The sequence below is a fragment of the Kineococcus deserti genome (assembly GCF_050871945.1).
In the GTDB taxonomy this organism is placed as follows: Bacteria; Actinomycetota; Actinomycetes; order Actinomycetales; family Kineococcaceae; genus Kineococcus.
The window spans coordinates 49475-68166 of sequence record NZ_JBJLSI010000012.1; the positions used below are offsets into that span (position 1 = coordinate 49475).

General features: G+C 70.0%; 17 protein-coding genes. 12 read left to right on the forward strand and 5 right to left on the reverse strand.

Annotated elements, in window-relative coordinates; all coding sequences use genetic code 11:
• Window positions 1-30 precede the first annotated feature (30 nt).
• Together ACRYR2_RS11630 and ACRYR2_RS11635 are read right to left on the reverse strand one after the other, a co-directional pair.
• A complete protein-coding gene (locus ACRYR2_RS11630) occupies window positions 31-984 on the reverse strand; it encodes a CapA family protein (protein WP_432563030.1) in 954 nt (317 codons plus the stop codon).
• Window positions 985-1123: 139 nt separating this feature from the next.
• The gene (locus ACRYR2_RS11635) at window positions 1124-1825 is read right to left on the reverse strand and encodes an alpha/beta fold hydrolase (RefSeq protein WP_432563031.1); all 702 of its coding nucleotides are present in this window, start codon (window positions 1823-1825) and stop codon (window positions 1124-1126) included.
• 224 nt (window positions 1826-2049) lie between these two features.
• Between ACRYR2_RS11635 and ACRYR2_RS11640 the strand changes: the two genes are divergently transcribed.
• From ACRYR2_RS11640 to ACRYR2_RS11675, 8 genes are all read left to right on the forward strand, one after another.
• Complete coding sequence (locus ACRYR2_RS11640) at window positions 2050-2901, forward strand: alpha/beta fold hydrolase (protein ID WP_432563032.1); 852 nt, start codon at window positions 2050-2052, stop codon at window positions 2899-2901.
• Between the two features lie 201 nt (window positions 2902-3102).
• The gene (locus ACRYR2_RS11645; RefSeq protein ID WP_432563033.1) at window positions 3103-3933 is read left to right on the forward strand and encodes an oxidoreductase; all 831 of its coding nucleotides are present in this window, start codon (window positions 3103-3105) and stop codon (window positions 3931-3933) included.
• Window positions 3934-4073: 140 nt separating this feature from the next.
• Entirely contained in the window at window positions 4074-4811 is a 738-nt protein-coding gene (locus tag ACRYR2_RS11650; RefSeq protein WP_432563034.1) for a hypothetical protein, read from the forward strand.
• A 1-nt stretch (window position 4812) separates the two neighbouring features.
• A complete protein-coding gene (locus ACRYR2_RS11655; RefSeq protein ID WP_432563035.1) occupies window positions 4813-6069 on the forward strand; it encodes an MFS transporter in 1257 nt (418 codons plus the stop codon).
• A complete protein-coding gene (locus ACRYR2_RS11660) occupies window positions 6066-6938 on the forward strand; it encodes an aldo/keto reductase (protein WP_432563036.1) in 873 nt (290 codons plus the stop codon). Before ACRYR2_RS11655 ends, ACRYR2_RS11660 begins: the two co-directional genes overlap by 4 nt.
• Window positions 6939-6984: 46 nt before the next feature.
• Window positions 6985-8013: an alcohol dehydrogenase catalytic domain-containing protein gene (locus ACRYR2_RS11665; protein WP_432563037.1), complete on the forward strand. Its 1029-nt coding sequence runs from the start codon at window positions 6985-6987 to the stop codon at window positions 8011-8013.
• A 92-nt stretch (window positions 8014-8105) separates the two neighbouring features.
• Window positions 8106-8633: a YbhB/YbcL family Raf kinase inhibitor-like protein gene (locus ACRYR2_RS11670; protein ID WP_432563084.1), complete on the forward strand. Its 528-nt coding sequence runs from the start codon at window positions 8106-8108 to the stop codon at window positions 8631-8633.
• 564 nt (window positions 8634-9197) lie between these two features.
• Window positions 9198-9725 (forward strand): SET domain-containing protein, encoded by a 528-nt coding sequence (locus tag ACRYR2_RS11675; protein ID WP_432563038.1) that lies wholly within the window; start codon window positions 9198-9200, stop codon window positions 9723-9725.
• A 79-nt stretch (window positions 9726-9804) separates the two neighbouring features.
• On the opposite strand, the gene ACRYR2_RS11680 is transcribed toward ACRYR2_RS11675, so the two are convergent.
• Window positions 9805-10620 carry an aminoglycoside 6-adenylyltransferase gene (locus ACRYR2_RS11680; RefSeq protein WP_432563039.1) on the reverse strand — a complete coding sequence of 272 codons (816 nt, stop codon included), beginning with the start codon at window positions 10618-10620 and terminating at the stop codon, window positions 9805-9807.
• A gap of 92 nt (window positions 10621-10712) precedes the next feature.
• Window positions 10713-10958, reverse strand: a complete 246-nt coding sequence (locus ACRYR2_RS11685) for a hypothetical protein (RefSeq protein WP_432563040.1) — start codon at window positions 10956-10958, stop codon at window positions 10713-10715.
• A gap of 132 nt (window positions 10959-11090) precedes the next feature.
• Between ACRYR2_RS11685 and ACRYR2_RS11690 the strand changes: the two genes are divergently transcribed.
• Together ACRYR2_RS11690 and ACRYR2_RS11695 are read left to right on the forward strand one after the other, a co-directional pair.
• Window positions 11091-12167: an IS630 family transposase gene (locus tag ACRYR2_RS11690; RefSeq protein ID WP_432563041.1), complete on the forward strand. Its 1077-nt coding sequence runs from the start codon at window positions 11091-11093 to the stop codon at window positions 12165-12167.
• Window positions 12168-12584: 417 nt separating this feature from the next.
• Window positions 12585-12911, forward strand: coding sequence for a hypothetical protein (locus tag ACRYR2_RS11695; RefSeq protein ID WP_432563042.1), 327 nt, complete (start codon window positions 12585-12587; stop codon window positions 12909-12911).
• 298 nt (window positions 12912-13209) lie between these two features.
• On the opposite strand, the gene ACRYR2_RS11700 is transcribed toward ACRYR2_RS11695, so the two are convergent.
• Window positions 13210-15726 (reverse strand): diguanylate cyclase domain-containing protein, encoded by a 2517-nt coding sequence (locus ACRYR2_RS11700; RefSeq protein WP_432563043.1) that lies wholly within the window; start codon window positions 15724-15726, stop codon window positions 13210-13212.
• 520 nt (window positions 15727-16246) lie between these two features.
• Between ACRYR2_RS11700 and ACRYR2_RS11705 the strand changes: the two genes are divergently transcribed.
• Together ACRYR2_RS11705 and ACRYR2_RS11710 are read left to right on the forward strand one after the other, a co-directional pair.
• On the forward strand, window positions 16247-16678 hold the full coding sequence (locus ACRYR2_RS11705; protein ID WP_432563044.1) for a hypothetical protein: 432 nt from the start codon (window positions 16247-16249) through the stop codon (window positions 16676-16678).
• A gap of 653 nt (window positions 16679-17331) precedes the next feature.
• A complete protein-coding gene (locus ACRYR2_RS11710; RefSeq protein ID WP_432563045.1) occupies window positions 17332-18672 on the forward strand; it encodes a sensor domain-containing phosphodiesterase in 1341 nt (446 codons plus the stop codon).
• Window positions 18673-18692: the final 20 nt, after the last annotated feature.

Sequence of the window (18692 nt, forward strand, 5' to 3'; positions counted from 1 at the left end):
GCCGGGCCGGTGGGGTCCTCCTGGAGCGGTTCAAGGCGTGGCGCTCAGCCCGGTGCACTCCCGCAGCGCGTCCTTGGCCGCGGTGGCCTGGCGCGCCTGCGCGCCGGTCAGCAGGTGCGGGATTCCCGCCTCGATCCGCGCCGGTGACCAGCTGGCCGCACTGACGCCGCCGGCGCCCGGCAGGGTGAGCCTCAGCACCCCGGTGCTGGTCGTCGCCCCGCTGCGCGCGGAGAAGACGAAGTTGCCCAGGCCGTAGTCGACGAACCCCGTGCGGCCACCGGCGTGCAGCCAGCCGTTGCCCAGCTGAACGTGCGCGTGCGAGCCGACGACCGCGTCCGCGCCAGCGGCGACCAGTTCGGCCGCCAGCGTCTGCTGCCGCGGCAGGGGACAGGAGTTCTTCTCCTGCCCCCAGTGCAGCAAGACGACCACCGACTCCACGCTGGGCCGGACCGCGCGGACGGCAGCCAGCAACCGATCCACCCCGGCGCGGTCCTGCACCACGGCCAGCCCCGGATGCGTCGCCGTCGCGGTCCAGTCCGCCGCGAGTGAGGCGTCGAGCACCTGAGTGGCGTCCAGGACGGCGACACGGTGGCCGCCGACGTCGGCCGTGTACGGCGCGAACGCCTCCTCAACGTCCTCGCCGGCACCCACGAGCGGGAACTGCGCAATCCCGGCCGCGGCGAGCGTGTCGCGCAATCCGACCAGGCCGTAGTCCACACCGTGGTTGTTGGCCAGCCCCACCACGTCGACCCCGGCGGCCTGCAACGCCGGAAAGGCCGCCGCCGGGGCCCGGAACGTGAACTGCTTGGCGACCGGCGTTCCACGGTCGGTGACGGCGGTCTCGAGGTTGACGACCGTCAGATCCGCCGCCGCCAGGACCGGGGCCACTGCATCCAGCCCGCCAGGGGCCAGCGCGGCGGCGCTCGCTCCCGCGAAGTTCACATCCCCGGTGACCGCGAGGGTCACCGGGGACGTCGCGGTCATGGCCGGCCGGTCGTCCTGCCCCGATGGGGCGGCCGCAGCCCCACCGGCCGTTCCACCCGGGCTGCACCCGGCAACGGCCAGGGCGGCGGTCAGCCCGGCGACCGCCCACCGTCTGGGGCGCCGCGCTCGCGCCGGCAGGTCAGGACGCGGCGGCACGGATGGCTTCGGCGACCCGGTGTGGCGAGGAGACGGCGACCGCGTGCGAGGCGCCCTCGACGACGTCGACCGCCCGTGCCCCGGCCCGGTCGGCCATGAACGCCTGAGCCTGCGCCGGGATGTTCTTGTCGTTGCTGCCGTACACGAACCAGGACGGGATCGTCCGCCAGGCCGGGGTCGGGGTCGCGAGGGGTTCGGCCAGGGCGGCCGTCGTCACCGGTCGCTGCGTGCCGGCCATGAGCACGGCGGCGGCCGCCGGCACGTCCGCGGCGAACTGCTGCGGGAACAGGTCCGGGCGGATGCGGACCTCCGTCTCGCCGCCGGCCAGTGCGTACTCCAGCAGCGTGTCCCCCAGGGTGCTGCCGGGGAACTTCCCCGACAGCTCCAACGCCGACTCCCCCTGCTCGGGGGCGAAGGCGCCGACGTAGACGAGCGCGTCGACGTCGGTGCGGCCGGCGGCCGCCTCGGTGATCACCATGCCGCCGTAGGAGTGCCCCACCAGGACGAAGGGACCGCTCAGGCCGTTCAGGACGGAGCGCAGGTAGGCGGCGTCCGCGCCGACACCGCGCAACGGGTTCGCGACGGCGACGAGGTCGAACTCGGGCCCCAGGTCGGTCAGGACCCCGTTCCAGCTGGCGGACTCGGCGAAGGCGCCGTGGACCAGGACGATGGTGTGCTCACTCATGTCGGCGATGGTGGGCGACACGGCGGGGCGGACGCGTCCGTCGTTTCACTGCAATCGGCCGCCCCGGTACGGCCTGTCCGGATGCCCAGATCCCCGGCCGCAGAGCAGTCGTTTCACTGTGGTCCTGGCCGTGGTCGCCTGCCTACCGTCGGGTCCACCGCCCACCGCTGCCGACCGCGCGGAGCGTGCTCGCCCTCATCCACCCGTACCTGCCGGGAGTTGTCGTGACCGTCACCGCCCCCTCGTCCACCGCGCGCTACGCCGAGGCCCCCGACCAGTTCGTCGAGTACGGCGGCCACCGATACGGCTACCGCCGCCTGGGCCCGCGCGGCGCAACCCCGCTGGTCCTGGCCCTGCGCTTCCGCGGCACCATCGACCACTGGGACCCCGCGTTCATCGACGCGCTCGCCCGCCACCGGGACGTGGTCGTCTTCGACAACCGGGGGATCAACCTGACGTCTGGGCCGCCGGCGCGCACGGTGGCCGAGATGGCCGACGGCTTGCACGACGTGCTTGACGGGCTGGGACTGCAGGAGGTCGATCTGCTGGGCTGGTCCCTGGGCGGGATCGTCGTGCAGGCCGCCGCCCTGGCCCGGCCCGGCCGTGTTCGCCGGCTCGTCGTTGCGGGCAGCACCTCCGGTGGGGTTCCGCAGCAGCCCGAACCCGACCCCCGGGTCTGGCAGGTCGCGGGCCGCGGCGCCAACACCGACGAGGACTTCCTCTACCTGTTCTTTCCCGAGACCGCGGCCGCCCGGGCCGCTGGGCTCGCCTCACTGCGGCGGCTGGACGAACGCCTGCTGGCCTCCGGCGCCGCAGCCTCCACCGAGGCGGTGCAGGGACAGCTCGCCGCGGTGCGCGACCTCGGGGAGGGGTTCTGGTCCAGGCTGCCGCAGCTGACCGTGCCGGTGCTGGTGGCCAACGGCTCGCACGACGTGATGATCAGCTCCTACGCGACGTACGCCATGAGCACCCGGCTGCCCAACGCCCGCGCCGTCCTGTACAGCGACGCCGGTCACGGGTTCCTGTTCCAGCACGCCGAGGAGTTCGCCGCGGACGTGCACCGCTTCCTGAGCTGATCCGTTCCCACCGGACCATCCGACGCCGGTGCCCCCAGCGCGATTCACGTAGCAGGTCACCGACTGAACTCCTACCCGGGAGGAGAACAACCCGCGGTTCCGGTGGGCCTCGACATGCAACGCCTCACCACCAGCTCACCAGCCCAGCCGATCCCTGCATCAGCACCTCCCAATCTGTACGACACACCAAGGAGGAACACCATGAACGACGACGTGTGGTTCGTCACCGGCAGCTCCCGAGGCCTCGGACGAGCCGTCGTCGAGGAGGCCCTACGCGCCGGTCGCCGCGTCGTCGCCACCGCACGAGGCACTGCCAGCCTCACCGACCTGGTCGACACCTACGGCGAGCAGGTACTCCCTGTGCCGCTCGACGTCACCGACACCGCCGCGGTCCAGGCCGCCGTCGCCGCAGCGGTCAGCCGGTTCGGGCGCATCGACGTCGTGGTCAACAACGCCGGGTACGCCGACATGGCTCCCCTTGAAGAGGTCACGCTCGAGGACTTCCGCGCTCAAGTCGACACCAACTTCTACGGAACCGTGCACGTCACCAAGGCGGCGCTGCCCGTCTTCCGTGCCCAGGGATCGGGCTACTTCATCCAGGTCACCTCCATCGGTGGCCGCGGCACCGCCCCCGGCGTCGGCGCCTACCAGTCGGCCAAGTTCGCCGTCGAGGGCTTCTCCGGTGTCCTGGCGCAAGAGCTCGGTCCTCTAGGAATCCGGGTCACCCTCGCCGAGCCCGGCGCGATGCGCACGGACTGGGCCGGTTCCTCCATGCAGATCCCCCCGTTCAGCCCCGACTACGACGCGACCGTGGGTGCCATGGCGCGGCACGTCCGCGAAGACTCCGGCAAGCAGCCCATCGACCCGGTCAAGGTCGCCCGCGTCCTGCTCGACCTCGCCGATCACCCCCAGCCGCCGCTGCACCTGGTACTGGGCAGCGACGCCGTCGACATGGTCGCCGCCACGCTCACCGAGGTCCTCGAGCAGGACCGGCAGTGGGCCCACCTCGGACGGTCAGTCGACTTCGACTGAAGACGTTCCGCACCCCTCGCCCTCGGACGGACAGCACCGAGCACAACCGCGACTGGTCGTCCTACCGATACCCCTGACCGACTCGGATACCTAGCGTTCCCAACGCACATCCCACCCACCTCACACCGGAGGACACAACCGTGACCAGAGTCCTGGACCGCCTCCTCGCCAGGCACGGCGGCGCGCACAACTGGCGCCGCGCGCAGACCATCTCGGTGCACCACCGCTTCGGCGGCGCCCTGTGGGCGATCAAGGGCGTCGAAGGACTCCTCGACGACGCACGCACCACCGTCCGCGTCCACGAGGAGTGGACGACGCAGACTCCGTTCGGGCCGCAGGGCCTGCGCAGCACGGCCACTGCCGACCGGGTCGTCCTGGAAACCGGCGACGACGAGGATGAACTGGTCGAGGAGCTGAAAGACCCGCGCTCCTCGTTCGCGGGCCACGTCCTGCAGACCCCCTGGACGCCGGCGCAGCTGGCGTACTTCTCCGGATACGCGATGTGGACCTACCTCACCGAACCCGCCTCCCTGCTGCACCCCGGCGTCCGCGTCGAGGAGATCGGCCCATGGCAGGAAGACGGGGAGACGTGGGACCGGTTGCGGGTGACCTACCCCGCCAGCGTGGCCACCCACTCACCCGTGCAGACGGTGTACGTCGACGCCGAAGGCCTGCTGCGCCGGCGCGACTACGACGTCGACATCGCCGGCGGGTCCCCCAGCGCCCACTACGCCTCCGGCTTCGAAGAGCACGGCGGTCTGGTACTGGCGACCCACCGCAAGATCTTCGTGCGCGGCCAGCACGGGCACCCCGTGACCGACCCGGTCATCGTCTCCATCGACCTCGACGAGATCCGCGTCGAGTCGACGGCGGACTGACGTGCCCGGCGCGGCGGCCGTCCCGAACCTCGGCCGGTGGAGGTGGTCAGACCGGGCGGCGCTGGTGGTGGCGGGGTCGGTGACGGTCACCGTGCTGGCCTCCTCCAGCGCACCGACTCCGCTGTACGCGACGTATGAGGCGCAGTGGGGTTTCTCCGCTCTCACCACGACCATCGTCTTCGGCGTCTACGCGGTGGCGGTCCTGGCCTCCCTGCTGGTCTTCGGCCGGTTGTCCGACCACGTCGGGCGGCGTCCGGTGCTGGCCGCGGCGCTGGGCCTCCAGGTGGTCGCGATGGCGGTGCTGGCGTTCGCGGACGGTGCTCCCGAACTGCTCCTGGGCCGCGTCCTGCAGGGGTTGTCGACGGGTGCGGCGGTCGGTGCGGCCGGCGGGGCGATGCTGGACCTGGACCGGCGCCGCGGAACCGTCGCGAATTCGGTGGCCCCACCGGTCGGGACCGCGGCCGGGGCGGTGCTGTCGGCGGTCGTGGTGCAAGCGCTGCCCTGGCCCACGCACTTGGTGTACCTCGTCCTGCTTGGCGTGTACGTGCTGCAACTACTGGCCCTGCTGCGGTGGCCAGAGACGGTCGCGGCCTCCGGGCGCGCTGACCGATCCCGGGCCCTGGCGTCGCTGGTGCCCCGGGTCGTGGTTCCGCGCGCCCTGCGCGGCGCCTACGCCACCGCAGCGACCGTGGTGTTCGCCGTCTGGGCGCTGGCGGGCTTCTACGGATCACTGGCCCCGCAGGTCGTCGCCACGGTCCTAAGCTGGAACTCCCCCGCCGCCGGTGCCTCGACGCTGTTCCTGCAAACGGCACTGGCGGTCGTGTCGGTCGTGACCCTGCGCGAGGCGTCGGCGCGGTTCTGCGTGCAGGTGGCCGCCGCGGCTCTCACCCTCGGGATGGGCTTGACTCTGCTCGCCCTGCACGACAGGTCGGCGGCGCTGTTCTTCCTGGGCACCGCCGCTGCCGGGCTGGGGTTCGGCGCCGGTTTCCAGGGCGGAATCCGCACCGTCGTCCCGTTGGCGGCGCCTGCCGACCGCGCCGGCGTCTTGTCCTCGGTCTACACCGCCGCCTACCTCGGCCTGGGCGTGCCCGCTGTTGTCGCCGGCGTCCTGGTCGTCCACGGCGGCGGCCTGCTGCCCACGACCCGCGAGTACGCGGTCGCGGTCATGGTCTTGGCCCTGCTCGCCTCCATCGGCTCGTGGCGCACCACGTCCCGCACCGCCTCCACACCCACCCCGATCACCGGAGGAAACCCGTGAGCACCACGCACCCCCACACCACCGTCGACCCCACCGCCGGCCCCTTCCTCATCGGCGGCGACCTGCCGGTGAACCGGCTGGGGTACGGCACGATGCAGCTGCCGGGTCCAGGCGCGTGGGGTCCCCCGCGCGACCGAGCCGCGGCGATCGCAGTGCTGCGCCGGGCGGCCGACCTCGGAACGACGTTCTTCGACACCGCCGACTCCTACGGGCCGGGGGTCGCTGAGGACCTGCTGCGCGAGGCGCTGCATCCCTACGACGACATCGTCGTGGCGACGAAGGTCGGCTTCACGCGACCAGGACCTGCGCGGTGGGCCACCGACGGCCGCCCCGTCCACCTGCGGGCCGCCGTCGAGGCGAGCTTGCGCCGGCTCGGGGTGGAGCGGATCGACCTGTTGCAACTGCACCGCATCGACCAGCGAGTTCCGCTGGCCGACCAGATCGGCACGCTGGCCGACCTGCGCACGGAGGGCAAGGTGCGCCACCTCGGGCTGTCTGAGGTGACTGTCGGGCAACTGCGGAAGGCTCAGAACATCACGGCCGTCGCGACGGTGCAGAACCTGTACAACCTGGCCGAACGTTCCGCCGACCTTCTCCTGCGCTACGCCGAGGCCCAGGGCATCGGCTTCATCCCGTGGTACCCACTGGCCACCGGGCAGCTGGCCGCACCGCACGGCCCGCTGGCCCAGCTGGCCAACGCGCTCAGCCTCACTCCCTCACAGCTGGCGCTGGCCTGGCTGCTGCATCGCTCCCCCGTCGTGATGCCCATTCCCGGGACCTCCTCGCTGCAGCATCTGGCGCAGAACGTGGCCGCGGCCGACGTGGAGCTCCACCCGGCCGTGGTGGCCGAACTGGACCGGCTGGGCTGACCGTGCCCGGCCCCACCCCCCCGATCCCCTTCCAGAAGGACACTACGTGACCACCGTCATCCGCTCCGCCGAATCCACCGCTCCCGGCGAACCCTTGCGTCTGGTCGACCGGAAGATCGCCGACCCCGGACCCGGTGAGGTCCGCCTGCGAATCGAGGCCAGCGGCGTCTGCCACACCGACGCCAAGATCCTGCAGGGCGCCTTCGGAACCGAGGTGTTCCCCGTTGTCCCCGGCCACGAGATCGCCGGGCGCATCGAGAGCGTGGGCGAGGGCGTGCGCCCCTGGCGGGTAGGCGACCGCGTGACCGTCGGCTGGTACGGCGGGCACTGCGGGTGGTGCGATCCGTGCCGCCGGGGAGACTTCCTGCACTGCGAGAACACGCAGATCCCTGGCGTCGCCTACCCCGGGGGCTACGCGGAGATGATCGTCGTCCCCGCCAACGCGCTGGCCCGCATCCCCGACACACTGACGGCCGTCCAGGCCGCTCCGCTGGCGTGTGCGGGGGTGACGGTTTTCAACGCGTTGCGCCGCAGCGCAGCCCGGGCCGGCGACACGGTCGCCGTCGTCGGGCTCGGCGGCCTGGGGCACCTGGGCGTGCAGTTCGCAGCCGCCATGGGGATGCGGGTCGTCGTCGTGGCGCGCGGCGAGGGCAAGCGGGACCTGGCGACTGCGCTGGGCGCGCACCACTACATCGACTCCACCGCCCAGGACGTCCCAGCCGCGTTGCGCCGGCTGGGCCCACCACGTGTCGCGCTGGCCACCGCGGCGAACTCCGAAGCCATGGTCGCGGCCCTGGACGGACTGGGCGACGAGGGTGAACTGCTGGTCATCGGCGTCGAACCCGAGCCGATGCCCGTCAGCCCGCTGCAGCTGATCACCCCCTCGAAGCGGATCAGTGGTCATCCCTCGGGTACCGCGACCGACGTCGAGGACGCCCTGACCTTCGCCGCGCTGACCGGGGTGCGGGCGGTGGTCGAGGAGTTCACGCTCGAGGACGCGCCCGCCGCGTACGCCCACATGATGTCCGGCCGGGCGCGGTTCCGCGCCGTGCTCGTTCCGGCGCTCACGAACTGACCGAACCAACGAACCGGCTGAGCCGAAACAGCCGAATCGAGACGGCTGAGTCGCACCGACCGACCCGAGGAGGAGCCATGCCCACCACCACCGTGACCACCGACCCGTACACCGCGATCGCGGACGTGCCCGCGTTCACCGTCAGCAGCACCGATGTCACCGACGGGAAAGTCCTGCCCGCCGCGCAGCGCTCCGGGATCTTCGGTGCCGGAGGCACCGACACCAGTCCGCAGCTGTCCTGGTCCGGGTTCCCGGCCGCGACCCGCAGCTTCGCGGTGACCGTCTACGACCCGCTGGCCCCGACCGGCAGCGGATTCTGGCACTGGGCGGTCGCCGACGTTCCGGTCGAGGTGACGTCCCTGGTCACCGGCGCGGGTGATGAAACCGGCGCCGCGCTGCCCGCCAAAGCGTGGCAACTGATCAACGACGCCGGCCTGGCGCGCTACCTCGGCGCCGCGCCGCCGGCCGGGCACGGTCGGCACACCTACTGGATTGCTGTGCACGCCTTGGACATCGACCGTATCGGGGTCGACCGCACCGCCTCGCCGGCGTTCCTGGGTTTCGCCATGTCGACGCACACACTGGCCCGCGCCGTCATCGCGCCCTGGCTCAAGGCCTGATCTCTTCTGCTGACGCGCGAACGCCGGAGTCCCCGCAAGGGGGGGATCCGGCGTTCATGCGTTGCGGTGTCAGGCCTCGCGCGCGGTGAGAAGGGCGGCCGCAACGCGCGCCAGGTTCAACACCGCCACGAGACGAGGCGACGACCGGGCCCCCTCGAGGTCAGCATCCGGATCCGCCACCAGCCGCCGAGCCTTGCGAAGGTTGGTGGGCGGAGTCGCTCACACACCACTCCAGGAAGCCGCGGACATGCTCGGCATCGGCCGCAGGCGGCTCCATCGGCATCCGACCCACTACGTGCGCGTGACGGGACGGCCCGGTCTCGAAAGCTCAGTTGGATGATCTCCTTGCTGCGCGCTCCGGGGGGGCAGCTGACCGAACGCCACCCGTGCGAGTTGACCGCGGGCGCCGCAGCTGAAGACGCAGCCCGCGGGTAATCTCACTTCTGGAAGCCGCCAGCGGCTCACCGCACCGCCTCGACGTCACGGTCATGGCGATGACCAAGCGGTCAGAGTCACCCGGACGAGGGGGTTGCCTGGTGCGGCGACAGCGATCAAGGTGCACCTGTGGAAACGACGCCGTTGCCCGGACCTGACTGCTGGCTCAGCCCTCACGCGAGAGTCGATCAGTCGGCCATCGAGGGCCAAGGCCTGTTCGCCACCGCCCCCATCAGCACCGGCACAGTGATTAGCCGCTTCGGCGGACGGCTCGTCACCGACCCCGAGCTACGTCAGCTCCTCGCCGACGCGAGTGCTGCCGGCACCTACGTGGACACGCTGTCCATCGGCCAGGACCTCAACTTGGTCCTGCCGCCAGGAGTGCCCAACCACGCGGGCAACCACAGCTGCGACCCGAACATCTGGTGGGTCGATCCCTACACCGTGGTCGCGCGGCGGGACGTCGAGCGCGGCGAGGAGCTGACCCTGGACTACGGGACGATCACCGACGACCCCACCTTCCAGATGCCGTGCTCGTGCCGCTCCACAGCCTGCCGGGGCCAGGTCACCGGCCTGGACTGGAAGCTGCCGCGGCTGCAGGCGGAGTACGGGCAGCACTGGGTGCCGGTCCTGCAAGAGCGCATCGCCAACTCCTGAGCAAGCACAGTCTCGCCCGGTCATGGCGCCCTGCGGGCGCGAAGCAGCGCTGCGAACGCTGCACGAGCTCCCTCACCGCTCAGCTGTCGGCCAACTCTGAGCGCATCGCCAAAATGTCCTCAATCTCGCTGCGCATCCGTCCATGATCGAAGGCGGTGAAGGCCAGCTGATCGGCCAAGCGGGTCGCCAGCCGTGCGAACAGCGCCACACTCGCTCGAAGCGCCGCCGCCGTGTCCACCGCATCGAAGCGGCCCCAGCAGTCGTCGAGGGCAGCCTGCACGTCCTGATCCATCCACTGCCGCATCCGGGTGCCCAGGTAGCGGACGTCGACCTCCGTGCCATAGCGAGAGCGGTGGTCCCACTCGATCAGCAACAGCAGCTGCGCCTTGAGGTTCTCGTCGCGGACCTTGGCCATCCACAGCTCATCGCGCACCGCTGCCTTGGCGCACATCAACGCCGCCGCGTAGCCCCAGTGCAGCGCCTGCTCGAAGTCATCGGCGCTGGGCAGGGGTGACGACGAGGAGGTCAGGGACAGGGCCTGCGTGCGTGCGTCCTTGGTGACCAGCACCCGGAAGGAACGGTCCCGCGGGATCGAGGTGATCTGCTCGATGGGGATGACGGTGAGGTCGAGCTTGCCGCCGGCGTAGTAGACGACCCGAGAAGGGAACCAGCCCGCAGCGTCCAGGCGCTCCACGACGAGGACTTCCCCGAGCTGATCCCACCAGGAGTCATCGTTCATCAGCGGGGCTGGGTCCTGGACGTAGACCTCCAGGTCGCGATCGGACAGCGGGTGCGTCTGCCCGGTGGCGGCCGACCCGGTCAGCAGCAGGGCACGGACGTTGTCCTGCTGCTGGCTCCAGGAGGTCAAGGTGTTGATCACGGCGTCGTAGTCCACGGCCCTGGACGGTGGCAGAGCCTGCAACAGCACCGCAAGATCGAACCTTGGTCGACGTCGCGGTCATGGCGCGGGCCGCGTGACGCTCGAGGTCAGTAGGCGCCCTCGATCCTCGCCTGCTGGACCAGCTCGTCGTAGCGGTCCTCACCCTGATCGACTGCTTCAGGCGGCACTACGGCGATGGACCACGGCACCTCGCATGGGCCATCGTGCCCAGGCTCAGGACACAGGGCTCTGGCCAACCGCTCCTGAATATCCATCGCCTGCTCCGGCGAAGCCCACAGGCCGATCCTGACCTCGTAGGTCCCCTTACCGTTCGCTGAGTTGGTCGGCGCCATGTCCTGACGCTAAAGGCACCGCTCTGCTCCCAGAGCGGACCGCGCGGTCATCCCACGTTCTGCGCTGTCCTCCCTAGTGGTCAGCTCGGAAAGTCCTTGATCACCTGACCTGCACATGTCGCTGCCGTGACAGTGATCAAGGACGCGGCACCGTCGGTGGCCGTGGGTACAGCACTTCCGACGATGCCGCGCACGGCCGAGACTATCGAGCAGCAACTGCAGTACGTCGCTGCCCATCCCGGCGTGGCGCAACGGCACGCCTTGCGCGCTCGCCTGGTCCTGGCCGCAGGCCAGGACTCGCTGCGCGCGGTGGCTGCCGCCCACGGCACGACCCGCAACACCGTCCGCAAGTGGGTCCGGCGGGTCGCGGCCGAGGGCCTCGAGGGACTGTTGGATGCCCCGCGCTCGGGGCGGCCGGTGCTGTATCCCGATGACGCAGTCCTGGATCTGGTGAGCCTGGCCACCTCCAAGCGTCCCGGCCCGTACGCGTTGTGGACCCACCGCGCACTGCGCGATGCGATGTGGAACCTGAACTGGGGTGTCACCTGCTCCTGGGTCAGCACGACGTTGAACGCGTTGGGGTTGAGGGTCCATCGGGTCCGCGGCTGGATCCACCGTCGTCCCGACCCCGACTTCGACGCCAGGGTAGCTGCGGTGCAACGAGCCATCGCTGGCGCAAGGTTCGGTGCGAGGCCGGTACTGAGTCTGGACGAGAAGACCTCCGACCCGGTCCGGACCCCGGTGCGGGCCGATTCGCGCGCCGGTGATGGCAGTCTGCGGCGTGAGTTCGATTACGTCCGCAAGGGCACCGTCTCCTGGTACGGGGTTCAGGACTGCGCCAGCGGGGCGGTCGAGATGGTCCGGGCCCGGTCGCGGATGGACTCGGCGGCGTTCATCGAAGTGCTGGAGCATCTGCAGGAAGTTCACGGGTCCGACTTCGTGCTGATCATGGACAACGGGTCGGCGCACACCAGCCGGGCCACGACGGCCTGGCTGGCCGAGCATCCCGGCATCGAAGTCCTGCTGACACCCAAGCACGCCTCGTGGGTCAACCCGATCGAGTCAGTGTTCGGGATCGTGACCCGTCAGGTCCTCAAGCACGGCTGGTTCGTCACCGCCGAGGACTGCGACCAGGCCGTGCAGGACTGGGTCGAGGAACGCAACAGGACTCACCGCCCGGTCAGCTTCACCTGGCAGCTGGCTGCATGATCAGGAACTTTTCGAGCTGACCACTAGGCACGCCGCACGCAGCGAGGGGTAGTCGCCTTGGTGGTCCAGGACCATCCGGACTGCTCGGTCCTTCACCTCGGCCGGGTACCGCTGGGGGCATGATCGTCATCCTGACTCATCAGGAAGCGGCATCAAAGCCGTGACGCTTCAGCCTTCGGCTGCGTGTGGCTGTGAGCGCGTTTGCTGTGCTGTCGGCCTGCAGGAGGGCGCGGAAGAGCGATCAGCTCATCGGCCAGTCCAACCAGCGTGCAGCCCCGGCGCGGGGAGACAATCAAGGCGCTGGAGTACTCACCGAACCACCGCAGAAGCTCGACCTGCTTAGCGGTGAGCAGCGCATGTCTGTCCGGCACGGCTGGAGCCTCTGTCCTCCCTGGACCAGTTCACTGCTAGATCCCAGTGGTTCAGTCCACCAGCACCACCATCACCGCCAGCACCACCATCGCCGCCTTAACCTCGACCTCGACGCCTGTCGCGGAGGCGATCGGCGAGGTCGGGCGGCAGCAAGGCCAGGGCCGCCTGTGCCCCGGGGTGCTTCCAGATCAGCTGATGCAGCGCCGAGAGTGTCAGCCCATCGCCAAGGACGACCAGTTCGTGCTCGCGGCCGATGTGGTCGTCGCAGCCGATGCAGTCTTGGGTCATCGTCAGCCACGGGTCAGGGGTAGTGGGCAAGGCGTTGCCCCAGAGGTCTGCGAGCAGTCCTCGGACCGCCAGAACGCGGGCTGAAGGGAAATGCGAGTGTTCCACTCTGTGAGTTCTACAGCACTCTCAGTGCTGGGTACCTGTCACTGGGTGTGCTGTGGGCGGGTGGGCCTGCGACCCACCGGGGCATCGGCGAGGCACCGCGACCTGGAATGATCAAGGAGGCGAGGCCTGACCTGCAGGTCGAAGGGACCGCATCCTGGCCATGGACGGCGAGGCGATGAAGGCGTTGATCGAGGAGCGGCTGCCCGGTCCGCTGGGTGTGCCTCAGGGACGCCCTCAATGATCCTCCTGGTACAGGCTGAGCCGATGCAGTCCCGGGTCAGCGGCGGCGTTTGTCGCGGTACATCGCCGCATCGGCAACGTCGATCAGGCTCCCGACCTGCACCCCGTCGCGGGGATAGAGCGCGTAACCGACGCTGGCGTTCAATCGCAGTCGACTGCCGGCAAGGTCCAGAGGCGTCTTGAACGCCGTCCGCACATGCTCCACCACAGCACGCACCGGTCCCTCCTGCCCCGGCGGTAGACCGGGCAGGACGAGGAGGAATTCATCACCGGCCAAGCGGGCGAGCAGATCCCCCGAACGCAGCACCGAACGCAGCCGCTGCGCGGTGTCGATGAGTACTTCGTCGCCGGCGGCGTGACCGAAGCGGTCGTTGATGGACTTGAACTCGTCCAGGTCGATGAAGATGACCGCCCCTCCCGTGCCGCTGCGCCGACTGCGGCGCAGTTCCAGCTCCAGGTTCTCCATGACGTAGGCACGGTTGTGCAGGCCTGTCAGGTAGTCGTGATACGCCAGCCGGGTGGTGCGCTCCTGGCGCTGCATCCGATCGCTGACGTCGACCTGGTTGCCGATGAAGTGGGTCACCCGCCCCGCGTCGTCCTGGACGGGATTGATGGTGATCTCGTTCCAGAATGGGCTGCCGTCGCGGCGGTAGTTCAACAACGTCATGTGCACGCTGCGCCCGGCCCGCAGGCGCCGGGAGATCACCCGGACCTGCGTGCGGTCACTGTCCGGGCCCTGCAGCACTCGGCAGTTACGTCCCAGGATCTCCTGCGCGGAGTATCCGGTGATCTGTTCGAACGCTGCGTTGACGTAGACCAGCGCCATGTCGCCGTCGGCTTCGGCGATGGCAATGCCGTTGCTGGCGGTGGCGATCGCCCGCGTGAGCAGGCCTGGAAGCTGCTGCGGCGATACTCCTGGTAGCGATGTCTCATCCCAGGACAAGGGCGGCGGCACGGGCAACGCGGCCGACGAGGACGACGAGGACGACGGGGACGACGGGGACGACGGGGACGACGGGGACGACGGGGACGACGGGGACGACGGGGACGTGGACCCGGGCATGGACGCCGATGAGACCGACGACAAGGACGCAGACGGGAAGGGATGAGGCCGCTTGGCCAGAGAGGCTGTCCTGGTGGGCCCCTGGACCTTGGCCATCAGCAAACCCGCCGCCGCCACCACCTGGTCACGGTCATAGCTCAGGACGTATTCCAGCATCCGCGAACTGCTCCGCTCCACAGCACCCGTCGCTGTTCCTGCCGCTGTCCCTGCCGCTGTCCCTGCCGCTGTCCCTGCCGCTGTCCCTGCGCTTCTGGGGCCCTGGGCGCCCATCACCTCTCGCGCGGCGATGGCGGCCGCGAAGTGAGGCGAGACGACCGTGACCACCCACTCCCGGCTCATCGGATCCGCCTCCTCCAGCGCACTGCCGTGCACCCCACTGGCCGGCTCCACCTCGATCCCGGGCCCGAGGACGGCGGTGAAAGCAGTCACCGCGGCTAGCGCCTCGAAACGGCGTGCGGTGGCGGGAGTGAAGAAGTCCGCGTGCTGAAAGGAAGCCAGGACCACTGTGGTGTCATCCAGCAGCAGTGCTTGACGTTCCACTTGCCGGCTCAGCGCCGCCAGCAGCGGCGCGCTGGCCTGCCGGGGCGCCACGCCCCGCTCAGATGCCGCGTTCTGGCTCAACGTCTGGAAGGCCGTCGCGGCCAGCGGGGGCTCGATCGGCGCAGAGCGCAAGTCCAGCGCGCTGTTCCAGACCGTGGGCAGGGGGCCGGGGTGAGCGAAAAGCCAGCCCTGTCCCAGACTCGCGCCCATGCCCAGGGCCCGCTGCAGGTGCTCCTCGGTCTCGATACCTTCGGCCAGGATCAGCGCTCCGCAGCGTTGGGCTTCGGCGTTGACGGCGTTGACGATCGCCGCCACGTCCAGGGTGGGGCGTGAGCGCACCAACGCCAAGTCCAGTTTGATGACCTCAGGACGCAGGAACGGCATCAACGCCAGCGCCGCCGGCTCGGCGCCGACATCGTCCAGGGCTACCGCCCAGCCCACCTCCCGCACCCGGCGCACCCCGGCGAGCAGGGAGGCGGGTTGGGCCAGCAGGTCCCGCTCGGTCACCTCCACCACGACCTGCACCCCGGCGGGCACCAACGCCGCTATCTCAGCCAGGCGGCGGCGAGAAAGCATCGCCAGCGTGGCCGGTTCAGCGTTGAGGAACAACGTCGCTGACGCCGGTAGCGCCGCCGCGGAAGTTGCAATGCAGCGCAGGCAGGCCTCATCCAGCTGCAGGACGGCGCCGGAGCTGCCTGCGGCGGCGGTCGCGAACAGCGCCGCGGGCGATACGCCCGCGCCGCCGTCCCCACTGCCGTCCCCACTGCCGTCGCCACTGCCGTCGCCACTGCCGTCCCCACGGCCGTCCCTATTGACGTCGCCACGGCCATCGCCATTGCCGTCTGCATTCTCTATCCCGCCTGACCCAGCGGCTTGCGTCCCCTGCGCTACGTCCGCTACGCCGCGGATGAGTCCTTCCACCGCCAGCACCTCACGGGTGCGCAGGTCCACGATGGGCTGGTACACCGCCCGCAGCTGTACCGAAGAAGCGGGACGGACCTTGCGAGCACTTCCAGCGTGCTGTTCGCCCCAGGCAGCCGGCCCTGAGGCTCGTTCACGAGCGTCTCCGCCCACGTCTGCGCCGGGGCCCTCGCCGGGGCCCTCGCCGGGGCCCTCGCTGGGGCCCTCGCCGGGGCCCTCGCTGGGGCCCTCGCCAGTCTGCTTCGACGACGCGCAGGACGACGCGCTGGACGACTCGCCCATGAATCCCCTTCCCAACCAGCATCCGGCAATATCGGCGATATCCGGCAGCGATGTGAAGCACCTTAGGGACCCGACCTTGCCTTGTCCTCTTCGTGGTCGGCTGCCTCGTTCAGACCCTTGCTGGTACCTCGCCGATACCCGAAGACAGTCCGGTGACGCTTGGCTGTCATGGCTGAGGATGCACCTGCTGACAGGCGGGTGCCGTTGCGGCTCGACCCGCGGTGCATGGGGGCTCAAGGTGCAGCCTGGGGATGCCGATATGGGGGTCGTGAGTGCCTACCACTCGTCCTGCACCGGTGACGACCTCAACGGAGTACACCTCACGCCAGAACCAGTCGTTGAGCTGATCGTCGAGCCGGACGCTGACGACGCGTTCCAGGATCTGCGAAGGCTGCACTCGGTGATCGACGTCTCGATTCAGCAACTGCATCTGTTGATCGAGCAAGTCGAAGACGTGCGTCGTCAGCGTGACCGCGGTCGCAGTTACCGCCAGAGCGTGGCCGCTGAGAATGGTCCCTCGATCGTCGACCTCCTCGATGCAGTGATCATCAACCTGGGCGAGGCCAGCGCTCACGCGGTCAGCGCTGAAAGCAACGCCCACCAGAGCAACTCCCGCCAGAGCGAGGCCACCTCCTGCGGTGAGCCGTCCCCGGGTGCCCATCACGCTGACCACCACCCTGACCACCACGCTGGTCACTGAAGGCGCGTGGCAAGGCAGTGAGACAGCGCTGGCCTGGGAGCTGCTGACTGCTGGGGTCGGATGCTGGGGCCGGATGCTGGGGCCGGAGATTCTCTGGAGCCCAGCAGGAGGGCCGATGAGATGAGGATGGTCCAGTCGGCTGGATGCTGCCGGCCAAAGGACGACGAAGTCCGGGGCCAGACACTCCTCACGATGACGTCACCGGGCTGCGGCCTACCGCAACGGATGGGACCAGGTGGCTGCAGGACGTCGTCTGGGGGCGCAACTTCGGAGTACCTGAGGTGCGGCAAAGTCCCGTCGGCCCATCGCTGAGCGCCGACGTACGGCGTCGGCAAGGGCCCCCTGAGCGCCATCAGGTCCTCAAGCCTGGCCGGTTCAGGATCGTGCCCGGACTCGCCGAGGTGTCACCTGAGTGGGCGATCGGGACTCGTCGACACCTGCCGATGTCTAGAAGGGCAGCGATGTTGCCCACGTCTCCGGCGTTTGAACCGCTCACGGTCTGGGAAGGCTCGAAAGAGTCGGGGATCGAGGATCGGATGGTCAGCCATCGACGCCTCACGCATCGCTGCCTCACGCATCGATGCCGCTACCCCTTTCGAGACCGCTGACCTCCTGGGAGCGGTAGCCAACCGAGCCACCCCCAGGAGTAAGACGTGCCGCAAGCACCACGCCACCGGCGAGAAGCCGAACGGTTGGCGTCCCTGCGCAGCTACCAGGTCCTGGACGCCGGACCGGACATCGCGCTGGAGGCCCTGACTGCCGCCGCTGCCCGCGCCCTGAAGGCCCCCGCCGCGCTGGTCACCTTGGTGGATGAGGACCGGCAATGGTTCGCCTCTGCCACCAACCTCAGCGCGGCCATCGGCTACCACACCCCCCAGACCCCGCGGGAGCTGTCCTTTTGTGCCTACGCGGTCGCCGATGAGCAGACGCTGGTGGTCCCTGACGCCACCCTCGATGCCCGCTTCGCCGACAACGGTCTGGTCACTGGCCCAGAGCACCTGCGCGCCTATGCCGGTGCCCCCATCATCGGCCGCGACGGACTGCCGCTGGGCGCGTTGTGTGTGCTGGACCGCCAGGCCCGCCCCTTCGACGCCCAGGGAGTGCAGGTCCTGACCGATCTGGCCACCACGGTGGCCGAACTGTTGGAGCTGCGCCGCGCCGACGCCGGCGCCGGGCTGAGCGATCACGACGTGCTCAGTGAGAGCCACCGCCTGCGCGCTGGCATCGACGCCGGCGAGCTGGTGGTGCACTACCAGCCGGTGGTGGACCTGCCGACCGGACGCTGGCTGGGGATGGAAGCCCTCGTGCGCTGGAACCACCCCCAGCGGGGCCTGCTGCCGCCGTGGGTGTTCTTGCCGCTGGCCGAAGCCAGTGGCCTGATCGTCCCGCTGGGCCGGGAGGTCCTGCAGCAGGCGTGCGCGCAGGTGGCGCGCTGGCGCCGCGACATCCCGGCCGCGGCTGACCTGCACGTCGCGGTCAACGTCTCCGGGCGCCAGCTGGGCGAACCCGACATCGCCGACGTCATCGCCGAAGCCCTGCAGGTGGCCGGGCTTCCGGCGCACGCGCTGACCGTGGAGCTGACCGAGACCTCCCTGGCCGACACCGGAGCAGCGGTGGACATCGCCCTGCAGCACATCCGCGCCCTCGGCGTCACCTTGGCCCTGGATGACTTCGGCACCGGTTACGCCAGCTTTAGCTACCTGCAGCGCTTCCACCCCGACATCGTCAAGTTGGATCGCTGCTTCGTCCAAGCCCTGGGGCGCTCCGCGCGTGATGACCTGCTGGCCCGAACTTTGATCCAGCTGGGTCTGCGGCTGGGCTGCGACATCGTCGCCGAAGGCGTGGAGCACCCCCAGCAGGTCGATGCTTTGACCCGCCTGGGGGTGCGCACGGCGCAGGGCTACCTCTTCGCCACCCCCCGCGCACCGGAGCAGGTGCAGGAGCAGCTGCTGGGCGTCCACGCCCCGCCGCCGCGGGCGACGACAGCGAGCTGACCGGCCTCACAGGCAGGACT